Raw genomic sequence first — 15,743 nt, forward strand, 5'->3', positions numbered from 1 at the left:
TGATGTCTTATTTACGTCCTTCTCTGGTTATGCTGATCCTGCTGACGGCGATCACCGGTATCGCTTATCCTTTGCTCACCACCGGGCTGTCGCAACTGCTGTTCAGCGGTGCGGCCAACGGAACGTTACTCTATCAAGGGGATAAAGCGGTCGGCTCAGCGTTGATTGGCCAGAACTTCACACAGCCGGGTTATTTCTGGGGCCGCCCTTCTGCCACCAGCGATTCGGCCTATAATGCGCTGGCATCAGGCGGCAGTAATCTGGCAGCCACCAACCCGGCGCTGGATAAGGCTATCGCCGAGCGGGCCACGCAGCTGCGTCAGGCTAATCCGGCCATGAGCGGACCGATCCCGGTCGATCTGTTAACCTCTTCCGGCAGTGGATTGGATCCGCAGATTTCGCTGGCTGCCGCCCAGTACCAGCTAGCGCGTGTCGCCAATGCTCGTCAGTTGCCGCAGGAACAGATTGCCAAACTGATCGATGAAAACACCGATCGCGCCACGCCCAATTTTATGGGGGAATCGGTGGTCAATGTGCTGAAGCTGAATATGGCACTGGATGCATTAAAATAAGATCAACTTGCCTTATTGCATACCGCAACATCAAAAGGTTGAGACAGGTGGGCGTCATGCAGTTAACCGACCGTTGAGCGCATATACGGGTTCACGGCGTGCCGGTGATCTGCATGACGCCTACCTGTTGCACCATTAGGCGCAGCAATTATGGTTAAGACTAACTAGGAACTTTGATGGTGGATGACGAACTGCAACGCCCGGATCCGGACAGCCTGCTGGCACTGGCCAATGAAAAACCACGCGGCAAGCTGAAAGTGTTTTTCGGCGCCTGTGCCGGGGTAGGTAAAACCTACGCCATGTTGCAGGAAGCGCAGCGACAACGCGCGCAAGGGCTAGACGTGCTGATTGGCGTGGTAGAAACCCACGGCCGCGCCGAAACGGCGGCGTTGTTGCAAGGGCTGTCTGTCCTGCCACAAAAGCGTATCCACCATCGCGGTCGCCAGGTGCAGGAATTCGACCTTGATGCCGCTTTGGCTCGTCATCCGGCGCTGATCCTGATGGATGAACTGGCGCACAGTAATGCCCAAGGCTCGCGCCATCCCAAACGCTGGCAGGATGTGGACGAACTGCTGGATGCCGGTATCGATGTGCTGACTACGGTCAACGTGCAACATTTGGAGAGCCTGAACGACGTCGTCGGTGGCGTCACCGGAGTACGGGTGAGAGAAACGGTGCCCGATCACGTGTTTGATGAAGCTGCCGAAGTAGTGTTGGTCGACCTGCCCCCTGACGATTTGCGCCAGCGGCTGAACGAAGGCAAGGTTTATATTCCTGGTCAGGCCGAACGCGCCATCGAGCATTTCTTCCGTAAAGGTAATCTGATCGCCCTGCGTGAATTGGCTCTGCGCCGTACCGCTGACCGTGTAGACGATCAGATGCGGGCCTTCCGCGACAGCCAGGGCCGCGAAAAGGTCTGGCATACCCGTGACAGTATTCTACTGTGTGTCGGCCATAACAGCGGTAGCGAAAAGCTGGTGCGCATTGCAGCCAGGCTCGCAGCTCGCCTGGGTTGCGACTGGCATGCCGTGTATGTCGAAACGCCTAAGCTACACCGTCTGCCGGAAAACCAACGGCGGGCCATTCTGCAGGCGCTGCGGCTGGCACAAGAATTAGGGGCAGAAACCGCAACCCTTTCCGATCCCTCAGAAGAACGCGCGGTACTGCGCTATGCCCGGGAACACAACCTGGGCAAAATCATTATTGGCCGCCGCAGTGAGCAACGCTGGAGGCTGCGCGGCAGCTTTGCCGAACGCCTTGGCCAGCTAGGTCCGGATCTCGATCTGGTGATTGTGGCGCTGGAAAACGACACGCCGCAGCCGCAGGCAAAAGAGCACGATAACCGCACCTTTAACGAAAAATGGCGTTTCCAATTGCGGGGCTGTGCCGTGGCCGTTGCCTTGTGCGCCCTTATCACGCTGATGTCGCAATGGCTCTTGCCGGGCTTTGATTCGGCCAACCTGGTGATGGTTTATCTGCTGGGCGTGGCCATTGTCGCACTGTTTTTCGGGCGCTGGCCTTCGGTACTGGCTGCGGTGATCAACGTCGCCAGTTTCGATCTGTTCTTCGTGCAGCCCGAATGGTCGTTCGCCGTCAGCGATATGCAATATCTGCTGACCTTTGCCGTGATGCTGATCGTCGGTATCACCATTGGTAACCTGACCGCCGGCGTGCGTTATCAGGCTCGGGTAGCGCGTTATCGAGAACAACGGGCGCGGCATCTTTACGAGATGTCTCGCGGGCTGAGTCAGGCGTTGACCAAAGAAGACATCGCTAAAACCAGCCGTCATTTTATCTCCAGCAGTTTCCAGGCCAAAACCGTGCTGTTGCTGCCGCAAGAGGATGGTTCCTTAAAACAGATGGTGGGGGAAGAAGGCGGCCTGCTGTCGGTGGATGAAGCCATCGCCCGCTGGAGCTATGGCAAAGGCATGCCCGCCGGGGCCGGTACCGACACCCTGCCCGGTGTTCCGTACCAACTGCTGCCACTCAGTACCTCTAAACAGACCTTCGGCCTGCTGGCGATAGAGCCGAACAACCTGCGCCAACTGATGGTGCCGGAGCAACAGCGGCTGCTACAGACCTTTGCAGTGCTGATCGCCAGCGCCCTGGAGCGCCTGCATCTGGCACGCAGTGCCGAAGAGGCCAAGCTGGATGCCGAACGCGAACAACTGCGCAACTCGCTGTTGGCCGCCCTCTCTCACGATCTGCGTACTCCGCTCACCGTGCTGTTTGGACAGGCGGAAATTCTGACGCTGGATCTGGCGACCGAAGGTTCCAGCCACGCCCCGCAAGCCAGCCAAATCCGCCAACAGGTGTTGAGCACCACCCGTCTGGTCAACAATCTGCTGGATATGGCGCGCATTCAGTCCGGTGGGTTTAATCTGCGCAAAGAGTGGCAGTCGTTGGAGGAGATTGTCGGTGCCTCGCTGCATATGCTGGAACCGCTGCTGGTATTACACGAGATCAAGGTCGAGCTGCCAGCAGAAATGGTGCTGATTAACTGTGACGGCAGCCTGCTGGAACGAGTGTTTACCAATCTGGTGGAGAATGCCAATAAATATGCCGGTGCCGATGCTATCATCGGGATCCGCGCCCATGCCCTGCCAGAGTGGTTGGAGGTTGAGGTTTGGGATAACGGCCCTGGTATTCCGGTGGAGCAGACGCAGCTGATTTTTGACAAGTTCTCCCGTGGCAATAAAGAGTCGGCGATCCCTGGCGTAGGGTTGGGATTAGCAATTTGTCGTGCCATTATTGAAGTGCACGGTGGCCGTATCTGGGCCGAGAACCGTGCCGAAGGCGGAGCCAGCTTCCACTTCATGCTACCGCTGGAAAAACCACCCGAGTTGGATGGAGCAGATTTTGACTTATAACCGAAGAGCAGAGACCCCGTGACCACGTCGCCGACTAACATTCTGATTGTAGAAGATGAGAAAGAGATCCGTCGCTTTGTGCGCACTGCACTGGAAAGCGAGGGGTTACGGGTGTTTGAAAGTGAAACCTTGCAACGCGGGCTGATCGAGGCTGGCACACGCAAGCCGGATCTGATCATTCTCGATTTGGGATTGCCCGATGGCGACGGGCTGGACTACATTCGCGATCTGCGTCAATGGAGCGCCGTGCCGGTGATTGTCCTTTCCGCCCGCCATGCCGAAGAGGACAAGATTGCCGCATTGGATGCGGGTGCCGATGACTATCTCAGCAAGCCGTTCGGCATCGGTGAACTGCTGGCTCGGGTGCGGGTTGCACTGCGCCGCCACGCCAATAACCAGCAGGAAAGCCCGTTGGTCAGCTTCTCTGATATCACCGTCGATCTGATCAACCGCAGCGTCATGCGTAACGGTGAAGATCTGCATCTGACGCCCATCGAATTTCGTTTGTTGTCCGAGCTGTTAGCCAACTCTGGCAAGGTGATCACCCAGCGGCAGTTACTCAGCCACGTCTGGGGGCCAAACTATGTCGAACACAGCCATTATCTACGCATCTATATGGGGCATCTGCGGCAAAAGTTGGAAGCCGATCCGGCGCGGCCCAGGCACCTGCTCACTGAGACCGGCGTCGGTTATCGGTTTATGCCCTAACCCCGCGGAAAATGTGTTATGCAGTTGGCCCCTTCTTCAAGCCGATCATAAACGCCTTAAACGAGTCACGTAGCGGAGCAAACAGCGGGTGTTTGCGGTGTTCCATCATCACTTCGGAGAACAGCTTCAGCCCGACGGCAAAGGCCGCGCTGTTCTGTTCGCCAAAGTTCAGATCCTCTCGGCCCTGAATGCGCTCAACAATCTCCAGAATATCGTCGTGATTTTCTACCTCAAACACTAATTCTGGCTTGTCGACCGGTTCGCCTTTACGGTCTGTCAGGGCTTCGACGGTAATGCGGAAACGGTGGCCTGGCATCAGTTATCCTCCTGTGGCTGTGTTTGCACCATTTCAGCTTCGATAGCTTCCACGGCGGTCAGCAATGCCTGGTTAATGCGGCCAACCTGCTCCTGGGTCAAATCCGCGCGCATCATGTTGCCACGCAGCAAGTAGCGCAGGCGGTGCATGGCTTCGGAGATCCCTTCGGCCAGGTTCCCTTCATGGCGATGATCGCGTCCGGCGCCAGCCAAGCGGGCAAAAATCACTTCGATGGCCGCCTGATGCTTTTGCAGTTCCTGCTTGCCAAGATCGGTAATCTGATAGCTCTTACGACCGTTGCCAGCCACCGCCGGTTCCAGGAAATCCTGCTCTTCCAGCAGCGTGAGGGTTGGATAAATCACGCCCGGGCTTGGCACATACAGGCCTGAAGACGCCTCTTCAATCGCTTTAATCAGTTCATAGCCGTGGCTAGGTTTACGCTCGACCAGCGCCAACAGCACCAGACGCAGATCGCCATGTTCAAACAGGCGCTGACGCCCACGCCCGCCCCGGCCATGTTCTTCACCACCGCGCCCGTGTTCGCCACGGCCAGCAAAGTGGTGACGGCCGCCACGGCGGTGGTGGCAATGCCCCTCTTCCCGCTGTTGGTGATGATCATGGGAGTGATGACGTGCAAATCGGTTAAACATCATGGTGGTTACCTCTTGAGTTGATAATTTGAGCACCGATGGGTTTAGATATATCTAAATCCCTTCGATGACGATAATCTAGATCGATATATCTAAATGTGCAAGAGGCAAAGTCAATTTAGATATATCTAAATAACAGGCATAAAAAAAGCGCTGTAATAACAGCGCTTTATTCTTTACTGAAGCGAGATTTATTTTGCTGAAGCTAACACTTCGCTCACGATCTCAACCGCTTCACGTTCGATCTTAGCCCGGTGCTCGGCACCCAGGAAGCTTTCACAGTAGATTTTGTAAGCCTCTTCCGTGCCCGAAGGACGAGCGGCAAACCAGCCATTGTCGGTCATCACTTTCAGGCCGCCGATGGACGCACCGTTACCCGGTGCCGCCGTCAGACGTGCGGTGATAGGATCACCCGCCAGGGTACTGGCCTTCACCATCTCTGGTGACAGCTTGGACAATGCCGCTTTCTGTGCGGAAGTGGCCGGAGCCTGGATGCGGTTGTAGCTTGGCGCACCGAAACGCATGGCCAGCTCGTCATAGTGATGCTGCGGATTTTCACCGGTCACCGCAGTGATCTCTGCCGCCAGCAGGCACATGATGATGCCGTCTTTATCGGTAGACCAAGGCGTGCCGTCAAAGCGCAGGAAGGAAGCCCCGGCGCTCTCTTCACCGCCGAAGCCGAAGCTGCCATCGAACAGCCCATCAACAAACCATTTGAAACCAACCGGCACTTCCACCAGCTTGCGGCCCAGATCGGCCACGACGCGGTCAATCATCGCGCTGGAAACCAGCGTTTTACCCACGGCAACGTTAGCGCCCCATTGCGGGCGATGCTGGAACAGGTAATTGATGGCCACGGCCAGATAGTGGTTCGGGTTCATCAGGCCCGCAGGCGTGACGATACCGTGACGGTCATAGTCAGGATCGTTGGCAAACGCCAGGTCGAACTTGTCGCGCAGCGCCAGCAGGCCAGCCATTGCTGACTCCGACGAGCAGTCCATACGGATGATGCCGTCATGATCGAGGTGCATAAAGCGGAAGGTCTGATCGATAGAGTCATTGACCAGCGTCAGATCCAGCTTGTAGTGCTCGGCGATGCGCTGCCAGTAGGCAATGCCGGAACCGCCGAGTGGATCGACACCCAGCTTCAGGCCTGCGCGCTGAATGGCTGGCATATCGACAATGTCCACCAGCCCTTCCACGTAAGGCTGCACCAGATCCTGCGCATGCAGATGGCCGCCGTTCCAGGCCTGTTCCAGCGATTGGCGTTGCACGCCCTGCAGCTTGAGGCTCAGCAGTTCGTTGGCACGCTTTTCGATCACCGAAGTCAGGTTGGTGTCGGCTGGGCCACCGTTTGGCGGATTGTATTTGATGCCGCCGTCTTCAGGTGGGTTATGCGAAGGGGTAATAACGATGCCGTCTGCCTGTGCGCCCCCTTTACGGTTGAAGCACAAGATAGCGTGTGACACGGCAGGGGTTGGCGTAAAGCCGTTGTTTTCCTGCACCACCACGTCGACGCCGTTGGCAGTCAGCACTTCCAGCACGGAAATAAAGGCAGGTTCGGACAGCGCATGGGTGTCTTTACCGACGTAGCAAGGGCCAGTGGTGCCCTGTTGTCGACGTACTTCGGCAATGGCCTGAGCGATCGCCAGGATATGTGCCTCGTTAAAACTTTGGCGTAGCGCACTGCCACGATGCCCTGAAGTACCGAATTTTACCGCATGAGCGGCATTACCGACCTCGGGTTGCAGTACATAATACTGCGACGTCAGTTGGGCTACGTTGATCAAATCACTTTGCTGAGCGGGTTGCCCGGCACGTGGGTCATTCGCCATCGACTACTCCCTATAATGCCAGTACTGTGGCCGGGCAATGAGTCGCTTACGGCCACCGTGACGGGCTGTTCGCTAAATTAGACGGTGCCGCAAACTTTCTCGATCAGCTCTGCAGGGAACTGCATGGCCTGCATGATGTGTTCGATCATGCTGCGTTTGCGGCCGGTATTGGTATTGGTGATCACCCAGTAAGGGGTACCTGGCACGTGCTTGGGCTTGGTATGCGTCCCGTTGGCCAGCAGCGTTTGCTGATCGCCGGCGAAATAGGTCCGGGTACGGCCATGCAACGAATCCGTTGCGGCGGCGAAACCGGCAGCATCCAGCGTGTACAAGGTGGAAAGTACCAGCATAAAACGATTTACAGCCTTGTTCTGTTCGGCATATTCGTCCGACAGCAGCAGCTCGCGCACGGCACGTACGCGATCGCGTGGCCGCGGTGCGGCAACGGTAGCCGCAGACGGCTCTGCCTGCCCACCGGCAACCACAGGCGCCGTGCGTACGGGCTGGCCTGCGGTAAACTTCAACATACGCCGTAAAATATCAGACGCGCTTTCACCGATATGTTGCGTATGGCTGGCAATATAGCGGTAAAGTTCTTCGTCGACTTCAATAGTTTTCATCTTTATCCAGTACGTTTTTTCTACTTATGAACCTGAAGCCACTTGGTGCATTCAAGCCATGGGATTATAAGGTTAAAAGCGCGGGAGCGGACACCACAATGTTCCCTCAAACGGCAAAAGCAGACAATTGCCTACTGCCGCGGTTGCCAATCCCTCACCATACCATGAAATATCCGCCACATTCTGCAAGCAAACCAATATCTCTGCAATCATGATACCCTAACTCATTACCCCCAAGTCTTGAACTTTGCCATGAAATTACATTACCAATTACTGGCCTTCGATGCCGCCACACCCACGACTTTGCCCATCGTGCTGATCCACGGTCTGTTCGGCAATCTGGATAACCTGGGCGTACTGGCCCGCGACCTCAACCAGCAGCATACGGTCATCAAGGTCGATCTGCGTAATCACGGGCTGTCACCCCGCTCGGCAGAGATGACCTACCCGGCGATGGCGCAAGATTTATTGGCGCTGTTGGACGACCTGCAAATCGAGCAAGCCATCGTGATCGGCCACTCGATGGGCGGCAAGGCGGCGATGGCATTGACCGCGCTGGCCCCTGAGCGGATTGAGCGGCTGGTCGCGATCGATATCGCCCCGGTGGATTATGACACCCGCCGCCATGACCAGATCTTCACCGCCCTGCAAGCCGTTACCGATGCCGGTATCACCCAACGCCAGCAGGCTGCGCAGTTAATGCGGGAAACGCTGGATGAAGAAGGCGTGATCCAGTTTCTGTTGAAATCTTTTCATGCTGGCAGCTGGCGCTTCAACCTGCCGGTGTTGATCGAGCAATACGCCAATATCATCGGCTGGCAGGAAGTTCCACCTTGGCCACATCCGACGCTGTTTATCCGCGGAGGCCTCTCGCCTTACGTACAAGACAGCTATCGCGATGATATCGCCCGCCAGTTCCCGCAGGCTCGCGCCTATGTGGTTGCCGGCGCTGGTCACTGGGTGCATGCGGAGAAACCGGACGCCGTGTTACGGGCAATTCACCGCTTTATTGACCAGCCCGGAGCCTGACTGGCGAAAAAACGCGCTAGAGAGAACGGCTTAGCGCGTTTGTGGCTAAGTTAGGCATTGTCGTTGCTCCACCTGCTGGGGTAATATGGCGCGCTATAATTTTGCCACCCTGTCCAGGTGTGAAGTTGCGCTTGGCTGGGGGTGAATTTGGGTTAGGGTTTTTTAGCCCGAATTGTGTAAATCGAACCGTCTGGAAGCGTAAACCGCTTTTTGATGCAAACTCCCTTGCAGTAGCGCAACAATGGCAAAAGAACAAACGGATCGCACGACGCTGGATCTGTTCGCAGATGAACGCCGTCCAGGGCGCCCGAAAACCAACCCGCTTTCCCGTGATGAACAGCTTAGAATCAATAAGCGTAATCAGCTACGACGGGACAAAGTACGTGGATTACGGCGTGTGGAGCTGAAAATCAACGCAGACGCGGTAGATGCTCTCAACAAACTGGCAGACCAGCGCAATATCAGCCGCAGCGAATTGATCGAACAAATGCTGTTGGCCCAACTGGCGGAAGAACAGCCAGAACACTGATCTCTGCTGCCGCACGCGCAGCACGGCGTTAAGGATGACGCCAGATCGGTACCACTTTTATCAATCCCCACAGGTATCGCATAAACGCGATAAAACCTCAGGGCAAATTTCTGGCATGATATGCATTTACGGCTGAGCAAACCTGCCCCTGGCAGCACCTCAGGCCGCGTTTACGCAACACATTCATTTGAATTAAAAGGTTATTTTTACTATGGCTCATGTAGGCATTTTCTTTGGCAGCGACACTGGCAATACCGAAAACATTGCCAAGATGATCCAAAAGGCACTCAACCAAAAATTCGGCAACGACGTGGCAGAAATCCACGACATCGCCAAAAGCAGCAAAGAAGATCTGGCAGCCTTTGATATCCTGCTGCTCGGCATCCCGACCTGGTACTACGGCGAAGCACAGTGTGACTGGGATGATTTCTTCCCGACGCTGGAAGACATCGATTTTAACGGCAAGCTGGTAGCACTGTTCGGCTGTGGCGACCAGGAAGACTACGCGGAATATTTCTGTGATGCGATGGGCACCATCCGCGATATCATTGAACCACGCGGTGCGGCCATCGTCGGCCATTGGCCAACTAAAGGCTACCATTTTGAAGCCTCCAAAGGTCTGGCAGATGACGATCACTTTATCGGTCTGGCCATTGACGAAGATCGTCAACCAGAGCTGACCAACGAACGTGTAGACGCCTGGGTCAAACAAATCAGTGAAGAGCTGAGCCTGGCCGAGATCGTCGGCTAACGCCCTGCTACGGCGACATGACAGGGGTGCCGCATACTGCGCCCCCTGTTTTAAACGCTATATCACTGCAGGACTGTTATCGGCTTCACGGATTAGAGCAATAGAAGCTACAAGTTTGTAACTTCCTACCTCGCCAAGGTAAACTGAGACATCTGTTTATCCCACCCATCAAGACGTTGCATGTGCCTCATGCAATAGTGCAAAGATATCTTTGTTAACAACCGGCAGTTTCTATTTACGGCAACCGGTTCTATAATGAGACGCAATTAACTCTTTGTGCCGACCGATGCCATAGGCGAAAACGCCTCAACTTGATTAGCATAGTAACAGGACTGAATCCGCATGACTGATAACAACACCGCACTGAAGAAGGCTGGCTTGAAAGTCACTCTTCCGCGACTCAAAATCCTGGAAGTCTTGCAGGATCCGGAATGCCATCACGTCAGTGCGGAAGATCTGTACAAGAAACTGATAGATATGGGCGAAGAAATTGGTCTGGCCACCGTGTATCGCGTGCTGAACCAGTTTGACGACGCCGGCATTGTGACCCGCCACAATTTTGAAGGTGGCAAGTCGGTATTCGAACTGACTCAGCAACTTCACCACGATCACCTGATTTGCCTGGACTGCGGCAAAGTGATCGAGTTCAGCGACGAATCCATCGAAGTGCGTCAGCGCGATATCGCCAAACAACACGGTATCAAGCTCACCAACCACAGCCTGTACCTGTACGGCCACTGTGAAACCGGTGATTGCCGCGAGAACGAAACGCTGCACAACAAAAACTGATCCTGGCTCGCCAGAACGCAAAAACCGCCTAGCTGGCGGTTTTTTTATGGCCGAGAAATGCCCTCACCCTAACCCTCTCCCACAAGGAGAGGGGACTGATTGTGCCACAATTTGAATCCCGCGTCTGGCCTCAACACGGGCGCAGCATGCAGCGCCCCTACGCAGTGCCACATAACCTGCCGACGGTGCTGAACCAGCTCCCTCGCCCTTTGGGAGGTTGGGGTGAGGGGAAACGAGCAAACTACAGACAAAAAAATCCCCGGACAGCACCGGGGAAAAGTATCCACTCAATTAACACAATTGCAGTTTTCTCTCACAGCGCACTACCTTGGCCCAGCTACCGACACGTAGCTGGACCAATCTTACTTATGCCTTCACCGGCTCGGCGCGGCTGAAGCGCTTACCATCCGGGCTAATCGCACGGATTTGCACATCACCAGCCACCGCAGGGCGCGCTTTATCGTCATAACGCTGCCACTGTTTGCCACCGTCGGTAGAGTATTCAATGCCCAGGCCCGGCAGAGAAATATTCGCCTCCAGCTTGCCAGCCACGATGCGCGCCCCTGGCACCGGCAAGCGATAACTCACGCCCGCTTTATCCATCTTGGCCAACTCACGTTGCCCAATCAGGTTGGCAAAGCGCAGCCAGTCCTGATCCAGGGTTTTGGTATCAACCTGATGGGTTTCGCCACCTTTGTACTCACGGCCAGCTTTGTAATCCTGCTCCCAGCTCGCGCGGTGCCATGCACGCTCTGCTACCGACACGGCACGTGGATAAATCATGTATTCCATCTGCTGATCGGTACGCACCACCTCACTCCACAGTTGGGCGGAAAGACCATAGGCACCCGGCCATGGTTTGTCGCTTTTGGCGGTGAAGTGGTTACCGTCGCGGTCCACCGAGGTTTCGGCATTCTGCGGCAGGTTGTTCGGCGCGAAGCTGAAGATCTTCTGCTCATCGCTGAAGCGGGTGCCCCAGTAGTAACCGTGCTCATCCGGGCTGACTTCATAAGGGAAGTCCATATAGACGTAATCCGGGTTGGAGATCACCACGTCGTAGCCTTTGTTCGCCCAGTCGTTAGCAGAGTCGAAACCGCCCCAGTACAGGGTGTCCCAGAAGTTCACGGCAACGTGCTTGGTTGCAAAGGCCTGCGAGTCTTTGGCATCTTTCAGGCCATCTTGCCACGCCTGCATTCTGTCAATGCCGTGCGCTTTCACCAACTGGCTGACTTCCAGACCGAAGTAGCTTGGCAAGTGTTCCATATCGGCCACTTTGCCGTCTTTGATGATGGCCTGACAAACCTGCGACTTGGCCCACGGCTTGTCTTCTTTGCTCAGGTCGAGGATGCCCTTGCCGGCTTCCGGATTTTTCACGTCGGTATAGCCAGCGCCCAGGCGGATGTTTTTCGCCTCGTCGCCACCAAAGTGCCAGGTTTGCAGCGGCTGGCCAGCTTCCTTGTGCATCTGAGCCACTTCGCCAATCACTTTATCCACAAAGTTCTTGGATGAGTCCAGGCAGGGGTTCAGGTAGCTCTGACGGTTGAAATACTGTACCGAGGTGGTGTTGGAAGTATCGGTCGGATCCACCAGGCGGAACTGATTAGCCTCTTTCTCTTTCCCTTCGGCAAGCAGTTTCTTGTAGCGTGCTTCCATGGAAACGATCGCCGCGCGGGCGTGCGCTGGCATGTCGATCTCAGGGATCACTTCAATCTGGCGAGCCTGAGCATATTTGACGATATCAATATAGTCCTGACGGGAGAAGAAGCCGCCGTGCGGTGCCGGGCCAGAGCCGTATTGCGGCATCAGACAGGTGGTTTCACTCAGATCATGGCAGCGCTGGCCCCCCACTTCGGTCAACTCTGGCAAGCCAGGGATCTCGATGCGCCAGCCTTCGTCATCGGTCAGGTGGAAGTGGAATTTGTTCAGCTTGTACGCCGCCATCTGATCCAGCAGGCGCAACACGGCGTCTTTATGATGGAAGTTACGCGCCACGTCCAGGAAAATGCCGCGATACTGGAAGCGCGGTGCATCTTTGGCATCCAGCGTGGCGATCTTCATGCTGCCATCCGATGGGATCAGCGACAGGATAGATTGCAGACCATAGAACACCCCGGTCTGATCGAAACCAACGATCTCGGCCCCTTTCTCACCAATCTTCAGCTGATAAGCTCCCGGAACGGCCAGATCGCCTTTAAATGCGGCAGGCTTGATATCCGTCTTGATCGGATAACCACCAGCCTGGTTCTTAATGCCCAATAGAGCAAAACGCTCGGCTGCCGCATCCGCCGCAGGTTTGGTCAAGGCGCTCAGTTCCAGTGCCACGCCCTTGCTCAGATCAACATCCTGCGAATGGACTTTAACCTCCATCGGCGTTGGGATGATCTGGCCGCGCAGCGTCGCCGCTGGCAACACTTTCAGTTCCTGATTCTTGGTGAAGCGGCTTTCTGGCACCATCAGGATATTGTTGTCATCCTTGGTACGCTTCCACTGGTCACCGGTGAACGGAGCCACAAACTGGTTAACATCTTCGGTATCGGTATTCGACAGGATCTTCGGCTGGGCATCGCCGGAAGTGGCATACCAGCGCGGCAGGAAGTCGGTGCGGAACAGCTGCCAGTATTCCGCGATAATCGGGATTTCCACCGCCTGATTGGCCGGGAAGCTGGTGAATTTATCCGTCGGTTCCAGCTTATACAGATCGCCGGTCAGGTGGGTGATGTTGAACTGGTCGTTATCGACCTTCAGCGTTTGGCGCGGGCTGTGAAAATAGATCGCCCAGTCTTTGTCTTTGATTTCCTGGTTGCCGTTGGTCAGGGTGATTAACACCTTGTGGCAGGATGCCCAGTCGGCACCCAGTTTGGCACAGTCTACGCCGTTCTCGGCTGCGCGGTTGTCCAGCATCTTCAGATTGACCTGCAACTGGCTGAGTTGATCAACCACCTGCTGATTGGCCATGGCAGAACCTACGCTGCCCAATAGTCCAACGGTAGCCGTCAGGGCGGCGAGAGCACTCATCTTAAACTTGTTCATCTGCAATCCTTTTGCCTGCTCAGTTGTTGTTAGCGCGAATTTCTTGCCACAGTTTGCCGCACTTGGCGTCATACGCCTGGCCATTGCCGGTGTGGGCGGCCTGAATGCAGCTTTGATAATCCAGCACCCGTACGGTTTCCTGTTGAGCAAACTGTTGGTGCTGCTTCTCTTGTTTCAAGACGTTCAACACTGCCTGGCAAGCCTGCAATTTTTCTGGTGACCCTTCTGCGGTATTGATACACGCGGTGTAGGCCTGGCGCAGCTTGGCATCTTCCGGTGGCGCGACAGATTGCGAGCAGGCGCTAAGCCCGGCAACGGCGGCCAAAATCAACATCAGTTTCTTCATGGTTATAGTCCTGTGACGTTTCCCCGGCAGCCTGAGCCACCGGGGAGAGCATTAGAAGATGGTGAACGGTGCAATAACGATGAATTTGACGTCTTTCTCGTCCTGGAAGATGTTGCCGTAACCGCCGCCCCAGCTTGGGATATCGGAGTGGTTGTCATACTGCGTGAAGTGCAGTTTGAACAGGGTGCCTTTGGCGCGCCCTTCCTGCATGGTGTACATCGCATCCAGGCTGTAAGCGCTCTCTTTCAGGCGCTGGCTCTGATCGTAAATCGGGTTGGTGCTTGGCTTGGCATCCCAGGCGTAAACGTAGGAAGCACCGACGGCCATGCCAGGCAGGTTCCAGTTGCTCAGGTCATACATCACGCCACCGAACAGCGCTTTCTCGCCGTTGGCGTTAAAGTCGGAGCGGTTATCCCACCAGATATCCAGGCGGCCGTTGGAAGAGGCGTAGGTAGGGGTCATACGTTGCAGGAAGAAACCCTGGTTACCTTCCGCCTTGACCATGGTGCCTTCCAGACGCCAGTTGAATTGACCGGTGGTATAGCCGAAGGTCAACGCCTGCAACCATGCCAGACCATCGTAAATGCTGTTTGGATCGTTATTGTCGCCGATGCGGTCTTCGGCACCGTAGAACTGGTAGCTGGTGGTCAGTGGATTGCCAGCAACATCAAACTTGTAAGACGCTTTGGTGAAATACTGATTCACGTAGCCTTGTGCCTGGCCGAACGCAGCTTCCAGCACCAGGTTGTTTTTGAAATCATATTTGGCACCCAGTGAGTGCAGGTAGGAAACGTCGGTCTTGCGATCGTTCTGACGGAAGTCATCCATCTCGATATGCCAAGGCGCTTTGTACTTGTTGGTCCACATGTAGGAGAAACTCAGCGCACCCGAATCGCCATAGTCAAAGTTGGCACCGGCTTCAGCCCCCTGATAGGTACCCGGCATAAAGCTCCAGTGCGGGGCCAGCAACGTTTGCCCGCTAGGCTGGATATAACCGGCACGCGCCCAGACCGGGCCATACTTGAACTTACCGGCTGCTTTATACAGGCTGATGCCGCTTTTATCGCCTGAGTAATCTTCATCATAGGTACGGTTACTGCTGGAGAAAGCGATTTCGTTCGGGTGACCACTCTCGCTGGATTCGGCCATTTCGATAGCGGTGAACGCCGCCACGTCGATACCAAACATATCCGCCGCATAGCCCGAATTGAAATCAAGGTTGGCGTTCCAGGTGGAGTGAGAGAGGTTGGTTTTAAACTCACCGGTTTCAACGTCTTTGCGATCGCGTTGACGTTGCCAGTAGTACACCCCACCGGTCAGGGTTGAGTCGTCGATAAACCCTTCAGCTTGTGCTTCCGGGGCCATGACAAATCCGCTTCCTAGTATTGCACCCGCGACAGCGAGCGCCAGCGTGTTACGCTGAGCACCGTGCGTACCCATAAGATCATTCCTCTTTTTGACTTGACTTTAAAGTGCGCCCGCCTGCGTTCACCACTGCCCTGCACGGTCGCTAATAAAAAACCCGAATCGGGTAAAATTGTGCCGGAGGGAGATAATTCTCCGCGGCCTTGGAACTGTAGCTAGACTATTTTTCGCGACGCGAATTATCAAATGAAAAATGCGATGACTTTGTCAAAGTATGACAAGGTGCACACATTGATGATATTTCGTTACAATACCGATCCAGGTCACTTTTTT

Annotated in this window: 14 protein-coding genes; 7 read left to right on the plus strand and 7 right to left on the minus strand. The window is 55.4% G+C overall.

Annotation, left to right across the window (positions count from 1 at the left end; genetic code table 11):
* The first annotated feature begins 2 nt into the window (after nucleotides 1-2).
* From kdpC to kdpE, 3 genes are all read left to right on the plus strand, one after another.
* A complete protein-coding gene (gene kdpC, locus ACRDCA_RS06200; protein ID WP_438689017.1) occupies nucleotides 3-572 on the plus strand; it encodes a potassium-transporting ATPase subunit KdpC in 570 nt (189 codons plus the stop codon).
* A gap of 176 nt (nucleotides 573-748) precedes the next feature.
* Nucleotides 749-3,442: a two-component system sensor histidine kinase KdpD gene (kdpD, locus tag ACRDCA_RS06205; protein WP_438688750.1), complete on the plus strand. Its 2,694-nt coding sequence runs from the start codon at nucleotides 749-751 to the stop codon at nucleotides 3,440-3,442.
* A gap of 18 nt (nucleotides 3,443-3,460) precedes the next feature.
* Nucleotides 3,461-4,150 carry a two-component system response regulator KdpE gene (gene kdpE, locus ACRDCA_RS06210; protein ID WP_438688751.1) on the plus strand — a complete coding sequence of 230 codons (690 nt, stop codon included), beginning with the start codon at nucleotides 3,461-3,463 and terminating at the stop codon, nucleotides 4,148-4,150.
* A 16-nt stretch (nucleotides 4,151-4,166) separates the two neighbouring features.
* Here kdpE and ACRDCA_RS06215 read toward each other — a convergent pair whose 3' ends face one another.
* From ACRDCA_RS06215 to seqA, 4 genes are all read right to left on the minus strand, one after another.
* On the minus strand, nucleotides 4,167-4,466 hold the full coding sequence (locus ACRDCA_RS06215; protein WP_438688752.1) for a DUF3861 domain-containing protein: 300 nt from the start codon (nucleotides 4,464-4,466) through the stop codon (nucleotides 4,167-4,169).
* Nucleotides 4,466-5,116, minus strand: a complete 651-nt coding sequence (locus tag ACRDCA_RS06220) for a PadR family transcriptional regulator (RefSeq protein WP_438689018.1) — start codon at nucleotides 5,114-5,116, stop codon at nucleotides 4,466-4,468. The genes ACRDCA_RS06215 and ACRDCA_RS06220 overlap by 1 nt, the downstream gene beginning before the upstream one ends.
* A 191-nt stretch (nucleotides 5,117-5,307) precedes the next feature.
* Nucleotides 5,308-6,951 (minus strand): phosphoglucomutase (alpha-D-glucose-1,6-bisphosphate-dependent), encoded by a 1,644-nt coding sequence (gene pgm / locus ACRDCA_RS06225; RefSeq protein WP_438688753.1) that lies wholly within the window; start codon nucleotides 6,949-6,951, stop codon nucleotides 5,308-5,310.
* A gap of 77 nt (nucleotides 6,952-7,028) precedes the next feature.
* The gene (gene seqA, locus ACRDCA_RS06230) at nucleotides 7,029-7,571 is read right to left on the minus strand and encodes a replication initiation negative regulator SeqA (protein ID WP_438688754.1); all 543 of its coding nucleotides are present in this window, start codon (nucleotides 7,569-7,571) and stop codon (nucleotides 7,029-7,031) included.
* A gap of 240 nt (nucleotides 7,572-7,811) precedes the next feature.
* Here seqA and ybfF point away from each other — a divergent pair, with 240 nt between their 5' ends.
* From ybfF to fur, 4 genes are all read left to right on the plus strand, one after another.
* Entirely contained in the window at nucleotides 7,812-8,600 is a 789-nt protein-coding gene (gene ybfF / locus ACRDCA_RS06235; protein ID WP_438688755.1) for an esterase, read from the plus strand.
* A 241-nt stretch (nucleotides 8,601-8,841) separates the two neighbouring features.
* Complete coding sequence (gene ybfE / locus ACRDCA_RS06240) at nucleotides 8,842-9,129, plus strand: LexA regulated protein (protein WP_021805298.1); 288 nt, start codon at nucleotides 8,842-8,844, stop codon at nucleotides 9,127-9,129.
* A 211-nt stretch (nucleotides 9,130-9,340) separates the two neighbouring features.
* The gene (fldA, locus tag ACRDCA_RS06245; protein WP_438688756.1) at nucleotides 9,341-9,880 is read left to right on the plus strand and encodes a flavodoxin FldA; all 540 of its coding nucleotides are present in this window, start codon (nucleotides 9,341-9,343) and stop codon (nucleotides 9,878-9,880) included.
* 342 nt (nucleotides 9,881-10,222) lie between these two features.
* Nucleotides 10,223-10,669 carry a ferric iron uptake transcriptional regulator gene (gene fur / locus ACRDCA_RS06250; protein WP_025120278.1) on the plus strand — a complete coding sequence of 149 codons (447 nt, stop codon included), beginning with the start codon at nucleotides 10,223-10,225 and terminating at the stop codon, nucleotides 10,667-10,669.
* A 366-nt stretch (nucleotides 10,670-11,035) separates the two neighbouring features.
* Here fur and ACRDCA_RS06255 read toward each other — a convergent pair whose 3' ends face one another.
* Genes ACRDCA_RS06255 through chiP form a run of 3 tightly spaced genes read right to left on the minus strand, consistent with a single transcriptional unit; the run spans nucleotide 11,036 to nucleotide 15,485 of the window.
* A complete protein-coding gene (locus ACRDCA_RS06255; RefSeq protein WP_438688757.1) occupies nucleotides 11,036-13,699 on the minus strand; it encodes a beta-N-acetylhexosaminidase in 2,664 nt (887 codons plus the stop codon).
* Nucleotides 13,700-13,718: 19 nt separating this feature from the next.
* Complete coding sequence (gene chiQ / locus ACRDCA_RS06260; RefSeq protein ID WP_438688758.1) at nucleotides 13,719-14,045, minus strand: ChiQ/YbfN family lipoprotein; 327 nt, start codon at nucleotides 14,043-14,045, stop codon at nucleotides 13,719-13,721.
* A 51-nt stretch (nucleotides 14,046-14,096) separates the two neighbouring features.
* Nucleotides 14,097-15,485, minus strand: a complete 1,389-nt coding sequence (gene chiP / locus ACRDCA_RS06265) for a chitoporin ChiP (RefSeq protein ID WP_438688759.1) — start codon at nucleotides 15,483-15,485, stop codon at nucleotides 14,097-14,099.
* Nucleotides 15,486-15,743: the final 258 nt, after the last annotated feature.

Source organism: Serratia sp. (in: enterobacteria), from assembly GCF_051654945.1.
In the GTDB taxonomy this organism is placed as follows: Bacteria; Pseudomonadota; Gammaproteobacteria; order Enterobacterales; family Enterobacteriaceae; genus Chania.

Coding starts and splice junctions, on each gene's coding strand:
- seqA (WP_438688754.1), bottom strand. CDS start 7,571: ATGAAAACTATTGAAGTCGACGAAGAACTTTACCGCTATATTGCCAGC.
- fldA (WP_438688756.1), top strand. CDS start 9,341: ATGGCTCATGTAGGCATTTTCTTTGGCAGCGACACTGGCAATACCGAA.
- ACRDCA_RS06215 (WP_438688752.1), bottom strand. CDS start 4,466: ATGCCAGGCCACCGTTTCCGCATTACCGTCGAAGCCCTGACAGACCGT.
- chiQ (WP_438688758.1), bottom strand. CDS start 14,045: ATGAAGAAACTGATGTTGATTTTGGCCGCCGTTGCCGGGCTTAGCGCC.
- chiP (WP_438688759.1), bottom strand. CDS start 15,485: ATGGGTACGCACGGTGCTCAGCGTAACACGCTGGCGCTCGCTGTCGCG.
- kdpC (WP_438689017.1), top strand. CDS start 3: ATGTCTTATTTACGTCCTTCTCTGGTTATGCTGATCCTGCTGACGGCG.
- kdpD (WP_438688750.1), top strand. CDS start 749: ATGGTGGATGACGAACTGCAACGCCCGGATCCGGACAGCCTGCTGGCA.
- ACRDCA_RS06255 (WP_438688757.1), bottom strand. CDS start 13,699: ATGAACAAGTTTAAGATGAGTGCTCTCGCCGCCCTGACGGCTACCGTT.
- ybfE (WP_021805298.1), top strand. CDS start 8,842: ATGGCAAAAGAACAAACGGATCGCACGACGCTGGATCTGTTCGCAGAT.
- pgm (WP_438688753.1), bottom strand. CDS start 6,951: ATGGCGAATGACCCACGTGCCGGGCAACCCGCTCAGCAAAGTGATTTG.
- ACRDCA_RS06220 (WP_438689018.1), bottom strand. CDS start 5,116: ATGTTTAACCGATTTGCACGTCATCACTCCCATGATCATCACCAACAG.
- fur (WP_025120278.1), top strand. CDS start 10,223: ATGACTGATAACAACACCGCACTGAAGAAGGCTGGCTTGAAAGTCACT.